The following is a 17,239-nucleotide window of genomic DNA, read 5'->3' as shown; positions in this document are numbered from 1 at the left end:
CTGTATTGGCAGGGAGATGCCCCCGTATGAAACGTGTCATTCAAGGCTTGACCCTCGGCAGTTGCCTTTCCCTGACCGTGGGTTGTGCGGCTGTCAGCAAGCCTGGCAGCTTTACCTTCATTCCCGATTTTCCACCTGACTTCAAGTACGAACTGACAGCCACCTACGTGCCCGCCAAAGGGCAAACCTGCACAGTGCCAGGCGGAAAAAACACTCAGGTTGGTTTCAATCAGATCAATGCGCCATACAAAGACACTTCCGAGATTGAGCTGTACAGAACCGTGAGCGACTGCCCGCTAGCGCTGAACCATGTGGAGATCAAAATCACGGGAATTTTTGGCCCGGAACGAAGTGACAGCAGCTATGACTACGCCTCCTTTGCCGTGCGCCCGGAGTTGTTGGAGCGACACATAGGCACTTTCAGCGATGACAGCGTGGGCGAGTTCTTCGGCGAATGCCTGTGGTCTTTTCGCACGGTAGGGCCGAAGCGTTACCTGATAAAACTGCTCACGTGCAAAAAAATGGATGCACAGGGCAATGTCGGTCGAAGTCGTCCTTTCACGGCATACACGCTGACTCAGCTTCCGGGGAAAACCGTAAGGCTGAAAATCAAGTTGGCCGAGGAGGAAATACCAGCCATAGCTGATACCTGGAGCAAAGTACCCGGCGGATGGAAACGCTGCATGGGCGATAACTTTGAAGACCAATACGCCTTTTGCTACGGCAATCACAAAGATTTCAGCACTTTCAAAATGGTGGATGAGCGGGTCTGCACCATTTACCCAGGCTGCACGGAAAACAAGGACGAAAATCCATGAGCATTGAACCTTTAGCCGCCAGTGATGTGGCATTCATGCAAGGCAACATTCACGCCTGCCCATTGCGTGGCCATTCAACGAGTTTTCAGTTCGTGGACGAGTTTGGCGATGGCAAGCCTTATGCCGGCTTGACCTATGAAGTTACCGATTACGAAGACACCATCTACACCGGAAAGCTCGATGCGACCGGTTCCGCGAAGGTGGACAACCACTTCTGCGGCCCTGTGGTGCTCAAACTGAATAGTCCCTATCAAGGAAGTGAGAAAACATACACATTTTTGCAGGGAAGACCGCACTACCCACTCCCCATCACCGAACTCCAGGTACGCGCCGAAAAAACCCGTTTCTTCAACAAATCAGGCGTACGCACCCAAGCCAATCCAGCAAAAGACCTCGCTGATGCCACTGCCTATTACCAGGTCGAAGTCAGCGAATTGGTAAAACACGTAGCGCACTTACCGCCCCTGGCCTTTCGTCGCGATCCACCGAATATGGTGGTGCACAAACTGCTGCGATCCACTCCCAAAACCAGAGCTTTCACGATTGTCGATAAAAGCGCCCCGGATGGCGGGCTCAGCGCGGTCTTCAGTCAGGTGGACATGGCCACGGTCGAGTTGGGATTTTTCCCGCCCCCGCCCAAACCAAAGGGCATTGCCCTGTTGCCGAATAAACATCATGTGATGGAAGTGCGCCCCATGAGGGCGCTACGCCCGATGTTGTCGACCGGCAACGAGTTTTGCGCACTTAACCTCTATCAATTGGCGTTGATGGCAACCCTGAGTTACACCGATTTTGGTCAGGAACCGGACACCCAACCGGTCAAGACCGACAGTGTGAGCTTCCCCTTGCAGCCAACCAGCGGCAACTGGTTCGGCCATGCCCTGCCGCAGTTTGATGAGTTGTGGAAAGTCGATGCCACGCAGACGAAAAAGTACTACCCGCTTTATGAAGAGGTGCCTTACTCGAAACGGCTGGAAGTGGTGCCATTCGACCCGCAACTCTACCCCGAGGTCAACAACCCCGAATTGGGTGATGAGCAGGAGCACCCGACCAAACTGCACTTTCTCGATGATCGCAAGAAGGTCAAAAGCTCGGACACGCAGGCATTTATCACCCATCACGACGAATTGATATTGGTTAGCGTGCGCGGAACCAATGAGCTGCTCGCCGACGGCCTGCGTGATGCGGATGCCCAGCAGGTTCCGTTTGAGGAAGGGGAAGGCAAGGTTCATAACGGTTTCTACGAAGCCGCCAAGGTCGCCTATACGTTTGTCGTCGGCTATCTGGAAAAATTCTACAGCGGGCAAAAGTTGGTGATTACCGGGCATAGTCTGGGCGGAGCGGTGGCACTGATACTGTCCGAGATGCTACGACGCAATAAACGCTATCAACCGGACATCGTCCTATACACCTACGGCGCCCCCCGCGCCGGTGACGCCACCTTCATCAAAAACGCCCACCCCTTGAACCATCACCGGATCGTCAACCACAACGACCCCGTGCCGAGCGTACCCGCCACCTGGATGAACACGCCGTCCAAGCCGATGTATGTCGCCCATGGGACGGTACTTGTCCTCAACCCGGCCGCTGGCTTGGCGCTCTTGATCGTGGGGATGGTCAACTTCGGGGGCGAGCCCTACGCGCATCACGGCAAACTGCGCCACTTCATGCCGGTGGTGTTCGGCGAAGGTCACAAGTCCTCCATCCTCTGGGAACCGGGTTGCAGCACGATCAATGATCATGGCTGCGCCGAGGCACTGCGACAGATCGATGGCCTGCCCAAACGCGGCTCACTCCTGCGGCAGGTGCTGGAGGCCGCCGATCACTCGATGGTCGGCAGCTACATCCCCGGTTGCTGGGCCAGCCTGCGCCGTTGGCAGCAGGCGCAGGAACTCAAGCGCTCACTGGTGACTGCTCAGGAGTTCGAACGGATCGACGACGCCTTGCGAAACATCAGCAGACAGCTGGACGACCTCCAGCAGAAACTCGAAAACAACCCCCCCGCACATGCCAATTACCATCAAGACGCGCAAAAGTCCGAGGCTCTCAAGGAAGAAAAGGGAAAGATTCAGATGACCCAGACTCGCCTGCTGGCCCTACACAACCAGCGAGTCACCGAGACCGAAGTTTACGGCAGCTACGCCGACCAGCCCGAGTGGGTGCAGGAAAACCTGCTGCGCTGGAATGCCCATCCGGAGAACATCGCTCAGGAGCAGTTGGCGATGATTCCGCCAGTGCCCAAAGACCATGACGCGGCCATTGCCGCAATCACGGGAGGGCATGCTGTGGGCGCCCCTTTCAATCTGGATATTGATTCGATTATTTAGCGCTTATGCCTATTGGCAGCACAGTTCCCGTGTTGCTGTGGGCTAGAAAAAGTAATCATGCCAACACTCCCGATCCCACCCACACCAGGACAAGGCAACGCGTTCTAACTATCCGCAAGGGACGCGTAAAGGCGGATTTGTTTCTCAAACGTGAGCGTGATGTAGCGGCTAACTCAAAAGTGAGAGCTGCGAAGGCTGTGATCTTTTGATCTTTATGTCCGCAAACCTTGTAGGAATAACCCCATTGTGGCGAGGGAGCTTGCTCCCGCTGGGCTGCGACGCAGCCCCAAGCCCTGGCACCCAATTTCTTCAGACACTCCGCAGCGCCCGGTTTTATGACGGCTATGCCGCCGAACGGGGGCAAGCCCCCTCGCCACAATGACCGCGCAACCGTCCTACCCCCCCCCGGTTGCAGACACCAAAGTCGACGCCTAAAGTTCTCCCGTGGCTGACATCAATCGGCTACGGGGTTTCGCAGCCCTTACGATACGTGTAGTAACCTAGCACCCTAAAAAGTAACGACGGTCGCCTCAACGCCCGTAGTCCGTTTTATGGTGGCTGTGTGTGGGAGATCTTCGGGTCTGCCGGGTTCCTCGTATCCCTGGTCTGCGAACCCGCACATAGCTACCACCCCATTCGTTTCGCAGCGAACGGCAGTAGCTCTTCTTTTAGATTCGAGGAAGATTTACTTATGACAATGAACAACCCGTCACGCCGCTTCACCCCCATGGCCCAATTCGCCACCGATTACCCCGTCCTGCTCATTGACAGTAATGCGCCGCTACGCGAACTCCACAACTGTGTCAGCGAACGCCTTAACGCCGCCCTCAAGTACCTGAACCTGATGGCCTGCACCAGCCTGCCGGACTACGCCGAGAACGACATCAACACCGTCACCAACATCGCCCGGATCCTGATCCAGGATGTTGCCGATGTGTTTGGGGTGATTGAGCAGCGTGGTTTTGAGGCACCCCAGAACCAGTAGCCAATTTTCAGGCATAAAAAAACCCGGCAATGCCGGGTTTTTTTGACTGCAAGCAGACTTAAGCGGTGAAGGTTTTGCCTTCGAACTGCTCAGCCACGAACTTCCAGTTGACCAGGTTCCAGAACGCTTCAACGTACTTCGGACGCAGGTTGCGGTAGTCGATGTAGTAAGCGTGTTCCCAGACGTCGCAGGTCAGCAGCGGGGTGTCGCCGCCGGTCAGCGGGTTGCCGGCGCCGATGGTGCTGGCCAGGGCCAGGGAACCGTCAGCTTTTTTCACCAGCCAGCCCCAACCGGAACCGAAGGTGCCGACCGAAGTCTTGGTGAATTCTTCTTTGAACTTGTCGAACGAACCGAAAGCCGCGTTGATGGCCTCAGCCAGTGCGCCGGTTGGTTGACCGCCGGCGTTTGGCGCCAGGCAGTTCCAGTAGAAAGTGTGGTTCCAGACCTGAGCGGCGTTGTTGAAGATGCCACCCGAAGAAGTCTTGACGATTTGTTCCAGGGTCTTGCCTTCGAACTCGGTGCCTGGCACCAGGTTGTTCAGGTTCACGACGTAGGTGTTGTGGTGCTTGTCGTGGTGATACTCCAGCGTTTCCTGGGAAATGTGCGGCTGCAGTGCATCGTGTGCGTAAGGCAGTGGCGGCAATTCGAAAGCCATGGTGATTCTCCTAATCAGGTCAGTTGCGGTGAGCGCAAGGCCGATCACGGGCGGCCAGACAAGCGCCGGGGAGTTTGTACTCTTTGGCGGCGCAGGTGTCGGATCATAGCACCGGGGGGGCGGCTTAACCACGCAACAACTGTGTGGAATAGAGGCTCCAGAGCTGTTTGGAATAATCAGGCCGCAGTGATCAATTGAAAGGTCACGGTAAACATCATCACCGCCACCAGCAGGTCGAGAATCCGCCAGGTGCTCGGGCGTGCCAGCCACGGTGCCAGCCACGCGGCGCCCAGCGCGAGGGTGAAAAACCACAGCAATGACGCACTGGCCGCGCCCACCACATAAGCGCCCGGCACTGTTTGTTGTGCTCCGAGAGAACCGATCAGCAACACGGTGTCCAGATACACGTGAGGGTTGAGCAGCGTCACCGCCAGTGCACTGAGCAATACCGCTCGCAATGAACGCACGGTCTGATTTTCGCCCTGTTGCAGACTTTGCTTCGAGCAGGCACGACGCAGTGCCAGACTGCCGTACCACAGCAGAAACGCTGCACCGCCCCAACGGGCAATGGCCAGCAACGTCGGGTTCTGCGCCAGCACCGTCGCCAGGCCGAACACCCCGGCGGCCACCAGCAACGCATCGCAGGTCACGCAGAGTGCGGCTACCGGCAGGTGATGTTCGCGGCGCAAGCTTTGCGCCAGCACGAACGCATTTTGCGTACCGATCGCCATGATCAATCCCGCAGCGACCAACAGGCCGTTCACATAGCTTTGCCACATAAGGTTTACTCCGCGTTTGCCGCGAGTTGGCGCAGTACCGACATTGCGCGCTGGGCGTCGGCCTGGCCGACAAACAGTTCGTGCTGGTCATTCTCCTGTTCCAGGCTGTATAAGAAAAACAAATATTACTGATCGCTCATTAGGAAAACTGATGTTCGACTATAAATTACTGTCCGCCCTGGCTGCGGTGGTTGAGCAAGCCGGATTCGAGCGCGCCGCTCAGGTGTTGGGGTTGTCACAATCGGCGATTTCCCAGCGCATCAAGTTGCTCGAAGCGCGTATCGGCCAGCCCGTGCTGGTGCGGGCCACGCCGCCGGCGCCGACCGAGATTGGCCGGCGCCTGCTCAACCATGTGCAGCAGGTGCGTTTGCTGGAGCGCGACCTGCAAAGCGCGGTGCCGGCGCTGGACGAAGAAGGCTTGCCAGAACGCCTGCGCATCGCCCTCAACGCTGACAGTCTGGCCACGTGGTGGGCCGAGGCAGTGGGCGACTTTTGTGCTGAGCAACATCTACTGCTCGACCTGGTGGTGGAGGACCAGACCGTCGGCCTCAAACGCATGCGCGCCGGTGAAGTGGCGGCGTGCGTGTGTGCCAGCGAACGTCCTGTGGCGGGTGCCCGCAGCGTGTTGCTGGGTGCCATGCGTTACCGTGCGTTGGCCAGCCCGGCATTTATTGCCCGGCATTTCCCCCAAGGAGTGAGGGCCGATCAGTTGGCCCGCACGCCGGCGCTGGTGTTCGGCCCGGATGATTTTTTGCAGCACCGCTATCTGGCGTCATTGGGCGTGGACGGTGGTTTCGAACATCATTTGTGCCCGTCATCCGAAGGGTTTATACGCCTGATCGAAGTCGGTCTAGGCTGGGGGCTGGTGCCGGAGTTGCAGGCGCGCGAACAGCTTGAACGTGGTGTCCTGGTGGAGTTGTTGCCAGATAAACCGATCGATGTGCCGTTGTACTGGCATCATTGGCGCAATGGTGGCCAGTTGCTGGGGTTACTCACCGAGCATCTGGTGCGTTTATCTAAACAGTGGCTGGTGCCCTGGGAGCAGCAGTAAGCGTCAAGCTGCAAGCCGCAAGTAAAGAGCTTGCGGACCGGTTTTAACTTGCAGCTTGTAGCTTGACGCTAGGAGCTGCATCTGTAGGAGCAATGCATGAAAATTCTGGTCACCGGCGCAAGCGGCTTCATTGGCGGGCGCTTTGCGCGATTCGCCCTGGAGCAGGGCCTGGACGTACGGGTCAACGGCCGCCGGGCCGAAGGCGTCGAACATCTGGTACGGCGGGGCGCGGAGTTCGTCCAGGGCGACTTGAGTGATCCAGAACGGGTTCGCGAGCTGTGCGCGGACGTCGAAGCCGTGGTGCATTGCGCCGGCGCGGTGGGGCTTTGGGGGCGTTATCAGGACTTCTATCAGGGCAACGTGCTGGTCACCGAAAACGTCGTTGAAGCCTGCCTGAAGCAAAACGTCCGGCGGCTGGTGCACTTGTCGTCACCTTCTATCTATTTCGATGGTCGCGATCACCTGGGGCTGACCGAAGAGCAGGTGCCCAAGCGCTTCAAGCATCCTTATGCGGCGACCAAATACCTGGCTGAGCAAAAGGTCTTCGGCGCTCAGGAGTTTGGCCTCGAGGTGCTGGCCCTGCGCCCGCGCTTTGTCACCGGTGCAGGTGACATGAGCATCTTCCCGCGTCTGCTGAACATGCAGCGCAAAGGGCGTTTGGCAATCATCGGCAACGGCCTGAACAAGGTCGATTTCACCAGCATGCAGAACCTCAACGAAGCCATGCTCAGCTGTTTGCTGGCGACGGGGTCCGCGCTTGGCAAGGCCTACAACATCAGCAACGGCACGCCGGTGCCGCTGTGGGATGTGGTCAATTACGTGATGCGCCAGATGGAAGTCCCACAGGTCACTCGCCACCGATCCTACGGTTTGGCCTACAGCGTTGCCGCGCTGAACGAGGGCTTTTGTGCACTTTGGCCGGGGCGTCCGGAGCCGACACTGTCACGCTTGGGCATGCAGGTGATGAACAAAAACTTCACCCTCGATATCAGTCGCGCCCGGCATTATCTGGACTACGATCCCAAGGTCAGTCTGTGGACGGCGCTCGATGAGTTCTGCGGCTGGTGGAAGGCCCAGGACCCGGGCGCAAAATAAACACTGAACCGAGCCAGCGGATCACGGTCGATCAATGCGGCGAGCTCAGGGTTTATACTCGTCGCATTTAGCCATCACTGTGGTTCAGAAAGGTTGCCTCATGTCCATGCGTAACGATGCCAACGACGACTTCGATGATGTACCGAGCCTGCGTGCCGACCCCCTCGATGACGACGATTTTCCGCTCACCGCCACTCCCCGTGAACACAACCACGTGCATGCGCGGCCCGTGGCCAAGGTCAAAGGCCCGAGCACCGGCCCGCTGTGGGCATTGGTCGGGGCATTGCTTTTTGCCTTCGCCGGCCTTGCCTGGTGGAGCTTTCAGCAGATCTCTCTGATGGAGCAGCAACTGGTCGCGACTCAGGAAAGTTTCGCACGTATCAGTGAGGAAGCAGCGGGGCGCTTGCAGGACATTTCCGGCAAAGTGGTCGCCAGTCAGTCGAACGTCACCAGTGACAGCGAAGCGCTGAAACTGAAAATCAAGCAACTGGAAACCAGGCTGCTGGAGCAGAACCAACAGCAGCAAGGCGTGGTCGGTCAGGCGTCGGACCTCGACAAGCGTTTGGCACAGATGGCTGCACAGAACGTTGAACAACACACCGTCAACACTCAGTTGCAAACCGATCTGAAAGCCCTGAGCGCTGAACTGACAGCCCTGAAAAACACCCCGACCGACTCCAGCAAGTTTGACGCCCAGTTGAAAAGCCTTGGTGCCGATATCGCGGCCTTGAAGAAGCAGGGCAACCCGAGCGCGGCCATCGAACGCCTGGAGCAAGAACTGGTGGTGATCAAAAGCCAGCAGGACAACCGCCCGGCCGCCTCTCAAGGCAGCAGCGCCAACGTCGCCGAATTCGACGCCTTCCGTGGCCAGGTCACGCGCAATATCACCACCTTGCAGAGCCAGATTCAGAACCTGCAGCAGCAGATCAGCGCTCGACCTTGATGTTTAAAGGTCAAAAGATCGCAGCCTTCGGCAGCTCCTACATGGATTGAGGTCTACCCGTAGGAGCTGCCGAAGGCTGCGATCTTTGCTTTACCTGACCTTGTCTTCCCGCCCGCGCAGCAACATGTTCGGCATGGCAATCGCCGCCGCTAGCCCCAGCAACGACACCGCTGCACTGACCATCAGCAAATGCTGGAAGGTCAGCAGCAGTTCGGCGCGCAAGGCATTTTGCGCGTCGCCCGGTGCGGCGTTCAGACCATCGAGCAGAACGTTCCCGGAACTGCCCTCGGCGATCAGCGCCGAGCCGGTCAAATGGGCGAAGCTCGAATCCTGCAACAGCGCCAGTAACAAGGCCGACATCAACGCCACTCCCACTGCGCCACCGAGTGAGCGAAACAGGTTGGTGGTGCTGGTGGCGACGCCGATGTCCCGTTGTTCCACCGAGTTTTGCGTGCCGACCAATGAGGTCGGGAATTGCATGCCGGCGGCGATGCCGCAGAGCAACATGAAGAAGCTGCTGCTGATCATCGCTTGCGGCGGGCTGAACGCCATGCCGAGAATCGCGATCGGGGTGAGCAGGGCGCCTGTCAGGATCATCGGTTTGTAGCGACCGGTCACCGAGGTCCGGCGACCGGCGAAGTAGGCACCCATCGGCAACCCCATCGCCAGCGGCAACAGGTGCAGTGCGGCGCTGTCGGCCCCGGCCCCGGTGACGCTCTGGAAGCGCAGCGGCATCAGTACGATCAGCGAAATCGCCTGGAAACTGGTGAAGAAAATCGTGCACCAGCAGAGGATCGCGTTGCGATTGGCGAACAGGTGCATCGGCAGCAACGGCTCGCGCGCCCGGCGTTCATGCCAGACGAACAGCGCCAGGGTCAGCACTGCACACGCCAGCAACCCGAGCACTTCGCGGCTGCGCCACGAATGCCCCTGGCCGATCTGAGTGATGCCCAGCAGCAATGCGCTCAGGCCGATGATCATCAGCAGTGTGCCCAGGTAGTCGATGATCGGCTTGCGCTGCGGCACCGGCAAACCGACCAGCGTGCGGTTAGCCACCAGCCAGGCACCGAGGCCCAGCGGCAGGTTGATCAGAAACACCCAGCGCCACGACAAATACTCGGTCATGTAACCGCCGAGCACCGGCCCGGCCACGCTGGCCATCGCGTACATGCTGCTGAAGTAACCCTGATAACGCCCGCGTTCGCGAGGCGGCACGATGTCGCCGATGATCGCCTGGCTGACCGAAATCATCCCGCCGGCGCCGATGCCCTGAATGATCCTGGCGAGGACAAGCTGCTCCATGCTCTGGGCCATGCCGCAGAATACCGAAGCCAGGGTGAACAGTCCCATGCCGAACAGCATCAGCCGTCGACGGCCATAGAGGTCGCCGAGCTTGCCGTAGATCGGCACCGCCACGGTCATCGCCACCATGTAGCCGGAGATCACCCAGGCCAACAGACTGACATCCTTGAACTGGGCAGAAATCGCCGGCATCGAGACGGCGACGATGGTTTGATCCAGCGCCCCGAGAAAGATCGCCAGCATCAAGGCGATCAGCACACTGCGGATGGCCGGTTTGGTGGAGTCAGGCTGGTTCAGATTGGTCACGGGTAAAACCTGCGGGCAGTCATTAACCCGCAAGGAGCAAGGCGAGCGGGGATGCTCGCCAGTGTAAGTCGGTAGCAGGCTATTCGATAGTCTTACAAGGAAGCCTGATGTGATTTTCTGCAATGGTTTTCGGCCGACTTGGGAGCCGACGAAATACTCAAGTTCCGATGCGCTGGCTTAAGGCATCGCTTGGGTGTTGAGGATTTTAATTGTTGTTATGGCTCGCAAGCTTCACACGGACACAGTCGGTGAATGGTTTTTATGAATCGAGTGCTTGCATTTTTCGCTTGTGAGTCTGTCAATTGAAGGTGAAAACTGAGTCGATACCTGTACATTTCGCCAATCGGGGCGATTATCGCCCGTTACGTTGAGGCCTGGACTGAAGTTATGAACAAGCCTGCCCTTCCTTCGATTCCTGTATTCAAACTCTATGGCGAGAGCCTGGACTGGCCGACCCCTGACTTGTTGCATTGCGAAACCATTTCCAAACGCAGCCGCGAACACCAATGGGAAATCAAACCCCATCGGCATGCCGATTTATGTCAATTACTGTTTGTGTACAAAGGCCAGGCGGAGCTTGAGATCGAGGGCCAGCGTACGCAGCTGGGCGAAGCCGCGATCCAGATTCTGCCGCCGCTGTCGGTGCACGGTTTTCGATTTTCCGACGACGTAGAAGGCTTTGTGGTGACGCTGGCTGCACCGCTGGTGGCTCATCTTCAAGCGCAGCTGGGCAATTCGCTGAATGCCCTGGCGCAGGCGGAGAGTTACTCGGCAGGCGCCGATGCGGACTACCTCAACAGCCTGTTTTCAGCCTTGCAGAATGAGTACGTAGGGCACCAGCCTGCACGCGAAATGCTCATGCATTCGCTGGTCAGCGTGATCATGGTGTGGGTCAGCCGTCAGGTGATCCAGCGCCGCGCCGCCAGCCAGCGACCACAGCGTGCGCGGGACTACCTCAACGGGTTTATTCAACTGGTGGAAGAGAATTATCGCCAGCACGTGAAGGTCGAGGACCTGGCGCACCGGCTGGGGATTTCCGTGTCCCACCTCAACGGCACCTGCCGCGAGCTGGCAGGGCAGCCGGCGTTGCAAATCATGCACGAGCGTCAGTTGCTGGAGGCCAAGCGACTGCTGACCTACACCAGCATGACCATTTACGAGATGTCGGATGTGTTGGGTTTCTCCGACCCGACCAATTTCACGCGGCTGTTTCGGCGCCGCGTCGGGATTTCACCGAAGGCGTTTCGCGATCGCTTGAAAGCCGATCAGGACAGCGAGGGTTAAGGGCTTCTCGTTATTTGAGGTTCAGGGTCGCAGTGTGTGGAATGCACCGTTCGAAGTTGCAGCTGGCGTAATCGCGCGGCAGTTGCCGGGCCTGTTCAACGCGGTAGGCCGCAGTGCCATACAGCGCCAGCGCGGCGGTGCAAGTGATGAAGATTGCGAGATACCTTCTGGTTTTGACGTTCATGGCGCTGACCTCTGAACCCATACCCCTTATTTCTTGAGGGGTACTGATATCAGCATAGGTCAGATTGAATCCTTTGTAGGCGCTGCCGAAGGCTGCGATCTTTTGATCTTAAAGCCCCACATCCCACGCAGGCTCTTCGGGAAATCTCGACACCAGAAAATCCAGCATGCTGCGCAGCGCCGTAGGCATGTGTTTGCGTGAGGCGTACACCGCGTACATGTTCATCTGCCGGGGTTCGGCGTTGGGCAGCAGGCGCACCAGTTCGCCGCTGTGGATGTGCACGCCGGCCTGGTAGCTGGGCAACATCGCCACGCCGGCGCCGGCCATTGCTGCGCGCAGCAGAGTGCTGGCCTCGTTGGCGCTGATGTTGCCCTGTACCGGCACCGAGACCTGCTCGCCGTCCTGTTCGAAATGCCAGAGGCTTTTGCCGAAGTAGGAGTGGGTCAGGCAATTGTGCTGGCTCAAGTCTTCCACCCGTAGCGGCGTCGGGTGTTCGCGCAGGTAGGCGGGGGAGGCGCAGATCACCGAGCGGCAGACGGTCAGCCGCCGAGCGATCAGGTTCGGGTCCAGGTCGTTGCTGGTACGAATCGCCAGATCGATGCGCTCGTCCACCAGGTTCACCGTGCGATCGAGCATTTGCAGGTCGATGCTGACCCCGGGAAAGCGTTTGACGTACGCCGCCATGGCGTCGGCCAGTTGCGCCTGGCCGAACGAGGTGCTGACGCTGATCCGCAGCAAGCCGCGTGGCGCGTCGTCCGGTTCGCTGACGGCGGCCTGCATGTCGCTCGACAAATCGAGCATCTGCCGACAGCGCGGGAGGATCTCGGTGCCGGCGGCGGTCAGGCTGAGTTTGCGCGTGGTGCGGTGCATCAAGCGTGCCCCGACCCAGTCCTCCAGTTCGGCGAGATAGCGCGACACCACCGGGCGCGACAGGTCCAGATGATCGGCTGCGGCGGACTGGCTGCCGAGGTCGACGACGGTGACGAACACCCGCATTGCTTGAAGACGATCCATGATTTGCCCGCTTTCAGAAACAAACTATGTTCAAGCATCGCATTTTTTGTAGCGAGTCAGGCAACTAAGCTCTGTCCCATCGCCAAACACGGCCTATGCACAACGGAGCAGCACCATGATCGGCTTCACGTCTCTCAAGCGTCTGTTACTCGCTACTGCGACCCTGGGTTTCGCCGCTCATGCGGCCGCCGCCACCCCGGCACTGACCCTGGACGTCTACAACCCAGGCACCGCAGCCATCTTCCCGGTGACTTCGGTGCTGGTCAGCGGTGAGAAAGAAGCGATTCTGGTGGACGCGCAATTCGGCAAATCCCAGGCCGAGCAGGTGGTGGAAAAAATCCGCGCCAGCGGCAAGCAATTGACCACCATCTACATCAGCCACGGTGACCCGGATTACTACTTCGGCCTGGACACCCTCACTGCCGCTTTCCCAAAAGCCAAGGTGCTCGCCTCGCAGCCGACGGTTGATCACATCAAGGCCACCGTTGAAGGCAAAGTCGCATTCTGGGGGCCGAAAATGGGCGCCGACGTACCGGCCAAAACCATCGTGCCGGGCGTGCTCAAGGGCCACAGCCTGACCCTGGAAGGCAAGCAGCTCGACATCATCGGCCTGGACGGCAAACAACCGGACCGGACCTTTGTCTGGATCCCGTCGATCAAAGCCGTGGTCGGCGGTGTGGTCGTGGCGGAGAACATCCACGTGTGGATGGCCGACACCCAAACCGCGCAGTCCCACGCCGATTGGTTGACGACCCTGAAGACCCTCGAAAGCCTGAAACCGAACACCATCGTTCCAGGTCATTACCTGGGTGACAGCGCGCGTTCGCTGGCCGCTGTGCACTTCACCGCCGACTACATCAAGGCGTTCGACGAAGAAACTGCCAAGGCCAAAGAGTCGGCCGAACTGATCGCCGCGATGAAAAAGCGCTACCCGAACCTCGGCGAAGAAAGCTCGCTTGAGCTGAGCGCCAAAGTCGCCAAAGGCGAGATGAAGTGGTAACCCGCGCCTGATTGATCGTTCCCACGTCGAGGCGTCGAACCGTCCGCGTGGGAATGCAGCCCGTGACGCTCCGCGTCACACTTGAACTGGAGAATCTCATGAGCAAGATCGCAATCATTGGTGCCACCGGCCGTGCCGGTAGCCAACTGCTGGAAGAAGCCCTGCGTCGCGGTCATAGCGTCACCGCCATCGCCCGCAATACCTCGAAAATCAGCCCGCGTGCCGGTGTCATCGCCAAGAATGTCGACGTCGCTGACGGCGCAGCGTTGCAAGCAGCGGTTGCAGGTGTTGATGTGGTCATCAGCGCAGCACACTTTTCGACGATCCCGGCCAAGGCGATTATCGAACCGGTCAAAAAGGCTGGTGTGAAACGTTTGCTGGTGGTCGGCGGTGCCGGTTCGCTGTTGGTGCCGGATGGCAGCAAAGTCATCGAATCCCCGAACTTTCCTGAAGAGTACAAGGCCGAGGCCACTGCCGGTGGCGTCTACCTCGACACCTTGCGCCAGGAAAAGGATCTGGACTGGACCTTCCTTTCACCGTCGGCGCTGTTCGTCGAAGGCGAGCGTACCGGCACCTTCCGTGTGGGCAAGGACGATCTGCTGGTGAGCGCCGAAGGCAAGAGCTGGATCACTTTCGCCGACTATGCAATCGCGATGCTCGATGAAGTCGAGAAGCCAGCGCATAGCCGTCAGCGGTTTACCGTCGGTTACTGATCTGTCGCCAAAGCACGGACTATCCCATGGGGGGCCGTGCTTTTTGCTATTCGCAGATTATTAAGGCAGTACTAATCCTGCTCGGTAATGTGTGAAGCATGGATTAAAGCTTTTTGTTGTGGTCGCGAATGTGGACTCAAATGTTAAAAAATAAGGCGGCGAATAGTGGGTTTTGTTGCGTTTTGTTTTTTAAGAATTGTTGAGTAATAACCTTTTGTTTTCTTCAGTTATGTGCTGTTAGAGGGTTTGGGCGCGGGGTAGGTTGTTCGGGGTGGTATGTTGTTTTTCTAAATGTTTACATTGTTGATGCTTCATGTTGTGACGGTTTTTATTCCTACGGGATGTAGCGCGGCGGAGAACTTGTGGCTTCGCATGTGGGCTATTAGTGTTGCGTTCTGGTTTTGGTGGCGAGACACGCGACCAAGACTTGTGAAGAGGAGGTTGTTTGAGGCGGTTTGCGCTCACTATAGGGAGGTGGTCAATGAATTTAGAAACGAAGATGGATCTTCAGGAACGGCTGAAGTTGACTGCACATCAAGCGGTTACCGAGCTGGAAGGAATTACTACTGTAACGAATGCGGCGAAATATGTACCGGTTCAGTATTTTGGCGTCATGGCCGGCGAAAGTGGACCCTCCTATCGGGGTGGAACATTTATTGTGCAAAAACATAACATTGTGGCCATCAAACGTTATGTCAACGCCGCCTTGGCATTACCAGTCGACCTGACGGCGATTGAGAATCAGTTGGGCTACATCAGATCAGATAAAGAGGGATTGGAACCGGCAGACATACAGAGCCTTCATCAGAAGATTCACCAGCATGCACTGTCCTGGAAAACCCTTGAGGGGGAAACCAAGAGTCTTGGGGGGCGACTGGATCTCTTTTCCCGCGGGTTCATCAGTACCGGAAACCTGATCGTGGAGCATCTTAAAAGCTTTCAGGGGTACAAGGATCTGACCGGTACGATTGACACGTTGACGGAGGCGGAGCGGGCTCGGATGGCCGCCATTCCGCTGGGGAACTCGGATACCGATAAGGTCGAAAACCTGAATAAATACTTCACTCGGATGAAAGACGATATCGAGAGTTTCTGTCGAAGGATCAGCGCGGTAAAGGCATTGGCGATAGAGTTCTCCCGCAAGATTACCGAAGACCTGTTGCCTCTCGTCAAAGCAAAACTCGGCGATGTGGAGCGAGCCGGTGTTGATCAGGTCGCAGAGGAAGAGCAACTGAGAGTCGAAATAAAAGAACTGGATGAGCGTATTGCCGAGAAACTCAAGGAGTACGACAGTCTGGTGGGGTATGCCTTTACCGGATTGGTATTTGGCCCCATTGGTGTTGCTATCACCGGCGGCATTTTTGGTTCGAAGGCAGAGGCTACCAGGGCAGAGAAAAACAGCTTGATCGAGACGCGGGATAACGTGCTTAAAAAAATGAATAAGGCGCGCTTGTCCAAGCTGTTGATGGAGCTGCACATAAGGCTGGAAAATATGAAGTCGCAGATGATCGATGCCGAACAGGGGGCGAAAAATCTGGAGGACGTCTGGGCCATTATCTGGATGAACGTTGAGGAATCTCGAGTGCGGCTGTCCGAAGTGGATAACGCCTTTGACCTGAGTTTACTGGTTTTGGATATTCAGGGGGTGGTGGCACCTTGGGAAACCATTAAAGGCTACGCCGCCAACTTGTCTGACGTTTTTAATTCGGTTGTGGATTAAGTTGTAACTAAATTGAGTTCAAGGAAGAATTTTATGACGGTTCATGAGTTTAAGGGTCTGTTCAGCTATGCCGTGCCTGATGTCGCGGTGATGAAACAGGCTAAAAGCCAGTTTGACTTGAAAGTGGCGGATAAAACATACGCATTTGCCCCAGTGGTACAGGAAAAGCTCGAATACCTGCGTACACAGATCAACGACGCAGACCATCAACTGTTTGAACACATCAAGCGGGTGCAGACCTCCCTGTGCAATGTAAGTTTTGAGGGAACTCTGGCGCGTATCGCGGAGATCGAAGGGAACGAGCAGGTCGCTGCCATAACACGCACCAAAAAGATTGAAGAACTTGTGACCTATTACGTACAGCGGGTTACCGGTTCGCTGGCGCCAGTGCTCGCGGCCCAGGACCATCTGGCCCGAGAGCTACCAGAAATTGGCAGCATCACGTTGGTTCAGGAGGGGGCGCAATGGGGCCTTCCCTATGAAACAAGGCGTGAGGCGCAAGAGCGCAGGCGCCTGGTGCTCAGTTCCGATCTGCACGAACTCGCAGAAGAGCAACGCAAGGTCGACGATGCGCTGCAACAGTTCAAGTCCCCCACCTGGATCGACCTCTTCAAGGGCATGATTCCAACCGCCCAGGAGATCGAGGCTGCGCTCAAACTGGTCAGCACCCAAAAGCCTGATCGTGAGTTCCTGGAGCTAGCCTTGAAAAGACTCAACGGCAATCTCGATGGCATCGAACAAGGTCGTCAATACGCAAATTTCGTGGAGGCGCGAGACAGTAATCACAAGCGCATGGATGAGCTACGGGTTGAGCTCAAGGACGTTGAAAAAGAGCTGCTTGAATTGAACCGGACATTGAACAAGCTCAATGAAATCAGCGTCCTCGACCAATCCAGGCTGAACTGGTTGCAGGAGGCACAAAAGGTCGCCAGGGCCTATGACCATTTCCTGGCGACGACCCAGCCGGAAATGTTTCGCGATGCCGTGTCGATCAAACAGATGGCAGCACGTTATGGCGCCATGCTGGGTTATCTGAAAACGATTAAAAAAGCCTGATCGAGTC

16 protein-coding genes are annotated in these 17,239 nt (G+C 57.4%); 11 read left to right on the top strand and 5 right to left on the bottom strand.

Annotated features, from left to right (window positions below; all coding sequences use genetic code 11):
• Positions 1-26 precede the first annotated feature (26 nt).
• From AC1RPZ_RS06235 to AC1RPZ_RS06225, 3 genes are all read left to right on the top strand, one after another.
• Positions 27-818: a hypothetical protein gene (locus tag AC1RPZ_RS06235; protein ID WP_493136447.1), complete on the top strand. Its 792-nt coding sequence runs from the start codon at positions 27-29 to the stop codon at positions 816-818.
• Positions 815-3,145 carry a lipase family protein gene (locus AC1RPZ_RS06230; protein WP_493135875.1) on the top strand — a complete coding sequence of 777 codons (2,331 nt, stop codon included), beginning with the start codon at positions 815-817 and terminating at the stop codon, positions 3,143-3,145. Before AC1RPZ_RS06235 ends, AC1RPZ_RS06230 begins: the two co-directional genes overlap by 4 nt.
• 691 nt (positions 3,146-3,836) lie before the next feature.
• A complete protein-coding gene (locus AC1RPZ_RS06225) occupies positions 3,837-4,130 on the top strand; it encodes a fructose-bisphosphate aldolase (protein ID WP_493135873.1) in 294 nt (97 codons plus the stop codon).
• A 58-nt stretch (positions 4,131-4,188) separates the two neighbouring features.
• Here AC1RPZ_RS06225 and AC1RPZ_RS06220 read toward each other — a convergent pair whose 3' ends face one another.
• Complete coding sequence (locus AC1RPZ_RS06220; protein ID WP_493135871.1) at positions 4,189-4,785, bottom strand: superoxide dismutase; 597 nt, start codon at positions 4,783-4,785, stop codon at positions 4,189-4,191.
• Positions 4,786-4,961: 176 nt separating this feature from the next.
• Positions 4,962-5,564 (bottom strand): LysE/ArgO family amino acid transporter, encoded by a 603-nt coding sequence (locus AC1RPZ_RS06215; RefSeq protein ID WP_493135869.1) that lies wholly within the window; start codon positions 5,562-5,564, stop codon positions 4,962-4,964.
• Positions 5,565-5,715: 151 nt separating this feature from the next.
• On the opposite strand from AC1RPZ_RS06215, the gene AC1RPZ_RS06210 reads away from it, so the two are divergent.
• The 3 genes from AC1RPZ_RS06210 (at position 5,716) to AC1RPZ_RS06200 (ending at position 8,653) form a co-directional block, all read left to right on the top strand.
• Complete coding sequence (locus AC1RPZ_RS06210) at positions 5,716-6,615, top strand: LysR family transcriptional regulator ArgP (protein ID WP_493135867.1); 900 nt, start codon at positions 5,716-5,718, stop codon at positions 6,613-6,615.
• A gap of 96 nt (positions 6,616-6,711) precedes the next feature.
• Positions 6,712-7,710, top strand: a complete 999-nt coding sequence (locus AC1RPZ_RS06205; RefSeq protein ID WP_493135865.1) for an NAD-dependent epimerase/dehydratase family protein — start codon at positions 6,712-6,714, stop codon at positions 7,708-7,710.
• A gap of 100 nt (positions 7,711-7,810) precedes the next feature.
• A complete protein-coding gene (locus AC1RPZ_RS06200; RefSeq protein WP_493135862.1) occupies positions 7,811-8,653 on the top strand; it encodes an ATPase in 843 nt (280 codons plus the stop codon).
• A 90-nt stretch (positions 8,654-8,743) separates the two neighbouring features.
• On the opposite strand, the gene AC1RPZ_RS06195 is transcribed toward AC1RPZ_RS06200, so the two are convergent.
• Positions 8,744-10,261, bottom strand: a complete 1,518-nt coding sequence (locus tag AC1RPZ_RS06195; protein WP_493135860.1) for an MDR family MFS transporter — start codon at positions 10,259-10,261, stop codon at positions 8,744-8,746.
• A 387-nt stretch (positions 10,262-10,648) separates the two neighbouring features.
• Here AC1RPZ_RS06195 and AC1RPZ_RS06190 point away from each other — a divergent pair, with 387 nt between their 5' ends.
• Positions 10,649-11,545 (top strand): helix-turn-helix domain-containing protein, encoded by an 897-nt coding sequence (locus tag AC1RPZ_RS06190; RefSeq protein ID WP_493135858.1) that lies wholly within the window; start codon positions 10,649-10,651, stop codon positions 11,543-11,545.
• Between the two features lie 10 nt (positions 11,546-11,555).
• Here the strand turns inward: AC1RPZ_RS06190 and AC1RPZ_RS06185 are convergent, their stop codons facing one another.
• Positions 11,556-11,729 (bottom strand): hypothetical protein, encoded by a 174-nt coding sequence (locus AC1RPZ_RS06185; RefSeq protein WP_185015334.1) that lies wholly within the window; start codon positions 11,727-11,729, stop codon positions 11,556-11,558.
• A gap of 108 nt (positions 11,730-11,837) precedes the next feature.
• Positions 11,838-12,743, bottom strand: coding sequence for a LysR family transcriptional regulator (locus AC1RPZ_RS06180; protein WP_493135855.1), 906 nt, complete (start codon positions 12,741-12,743; stop codon positions 11,838-11,840).
• Positions 12,744-12,858: 115 nt separating this feature from the next.
• Here AC1RPZ_RS06180 and AC1RPZ_RS06175 point away from each other — a divergent pair, with 115 nt between their 5' ends.
• From AC1RPZ_RS06175 to AC1RPZ_RS06160, 4 genes are all read left to right on the top strand, one after another.
• On the top strand, positions 12,859-13,743 hold the full coding sequence (locus tag AC1RPZ_RS06175; protein ID WP_493135853.1) for an MBL fold metallo-hydrolase: 885 nt from the start codon (positions 12,859-12,861) through the stop codon (positions 13,741-13,743).
• 98 nt (positions 13,744-13,841) lie between these two features.
• On the top strand, positions 13,842-14,456 hold the full coding sequence (locus AC1RPZ_RS06170) for an NAD(P)-dependent oxidoreductase (RefSeq protein WP_493135851.1): 615 nt from the start codon (positions 13,842-13,844) through the stop codon (positions 14,454-14,456).
• A 481-nt stretch (positions 14,457-14,937) separates the two neighbouring features.
• Positions 14,938-16,176 carry an alpha-xenorhabdolysin family binary toxin subunit A gene (locus tag AC1RPZ_RS06165; protein WP_493135849.1) on the top strand — a complete coding sequence of 413 codons (1,239 nt, stop codon included), beginning with the start codon at positions 14,938-14,940 and terminating at the stop codon, positions 16,174-16,176.
• A 33-nt stretch (positions 16,177-16,209) separates the two neighbouring features.
• Complete coding sequence (locus AC1RPZ_RS06160) at positions 16,210-17,232, top strand: alpha-xenorhabdolysin family binary toxin subunit B (RefSeq protein ID WP_493135846.1); 1,023 nt, start codon at positions 16,210-16,212, stop codon at positions 17,230-17,232.
• The last annotated feature ends 7 nt before the right edge of the window (positions 17,233-17,239 follow it).

This window comes from Pseudomonas sp. GW822-FHT02D10, from assembly GCF_058802345.1.
This window is presented reverse-complemented; position numbering and strand designations above follow the sequence as displayed.